At 72.1% G+C, this 1,057-nt stretch carries 1 protein-coding gene and 1 pseudogene; one reads left to right on the forward strand and one right to left on the reverse strand.

Annotated features, from left to right (window positions below; all coding sequences use genetic code 11):
- Positions 1 to 61 precede the first annotated feature (61 nt).
- A pseudogene (locus FDZ70_11305) lies at positions 62 to 297 on the reverse strand (CDGSH iron-sulfur domain-containing protein).
- Positions 298 to 496: 199 nt separating this feature from the next.
- Here FDZ70_11305 and FDZ70_11310 point away from each other — a divergent pair.
- A partial coding sequence (locus FDZ70_11310; GenBank protein ID TLM65010.1) for a hypothetical protein occupies positions 497 to 1,057 on the forward strand: 561 nt, incomplete at its 3' end.

Below are 1,057 nucleotides of genomic sequence, written 5' to 3' on the forward strand. Positions count from 1 at the left end.
GGTATGCGCACATCATCGTGAGCTGGTACAGGTCGGTGAAGAGCGGCGTGCCCATGCGCGGCTATTTCAGGGCGCGGTGGGAGCCGTCGCAGTAGGGGCTCCGCTCGTCAGGCCGCAGTTGCACAGCGCGACGGTCTTCTTCTTGTCGATGGAGAACTCGACGGGCGTGAACCCCGACCCCTCGTGTGAGTTGTCGCAGAAGGGCGGGTTGTTCGTGAAGCCGCACTTGCACCAGTAGTAGGTGCCCTCGTCGAGCTCGTCGACCCAGGGGTGCTCCTGACCTTCGGCGTTGACCATGCGCATCGCGCTCTCCGCCTCCCTCTCGTCGCGGACCCGTTCACGAGTCTCTTCCCCACGGTGGCGTGCACCTGCCCGGTAAGCCCGCGGTAAGCCGCGAAGGCGCGCCTCCCTCGCAGACTCGCCCCGAGACGTCCGGCGCCGGCCGCAGCATCGGCCGGCCGCGCCCGAGCCGGGGACCACGGGAAGGGAGCGGCAGATGAACGGGAGGAAGGTCTGGGCGGCGGCCGGCATCGCGGGCGCCGCCGTCGCGGCGACGGTCTGGGGCCTGGCGGTCTCGGTGGGCGCCGGGGACGGGGTGCTCGAGCGGGTCGAGCTGCCGGACGAGGCGCGCACGCCCAAGGGACGCGCCGTACCGGTGGTCGAGGCCGCCTGGGGCGGGGGCCCCGGACAGCTCGGCCGGAGCCGGCCGGAAGAGGGCGAGGCGCGAGGACCGTCGAGCCTCGGCGTGGACGACCGGGGCCGCGTCTACGTGCTCGACGCGGTGAACCGGCGTGTCGTGCGCTTCGCGGACGGCGAGGCCGAACGCGAGTGGGCACTGCCGAGCGAGGGCTTCGAGGACCTCGCGGTCTCGCGCGATCGGTTCGCCGTGCTCGACCGCTGGGACGACCGCCGCGTGCTCCTCTTCGATGCCGATGGGGGCCTCGTCGCGAGCATGCCGGTAGCGGCGCAGGTCCCTCCGCTCATGCACCTGGCGATCGCCGGCGGCGAGATCCTGGTCGAGGCGGAGGCAAGCATCATCAGCGCCGGTACCGAGCTC

This window comes from Actinomycetota bacterium, assembly GCA_005774595.1.
Taxonomy (GTDB): Bacteria; Actinomycetota; Coriobacteriia; order Anaerosomatales; family D1FN1-002; genus D1FN1-002.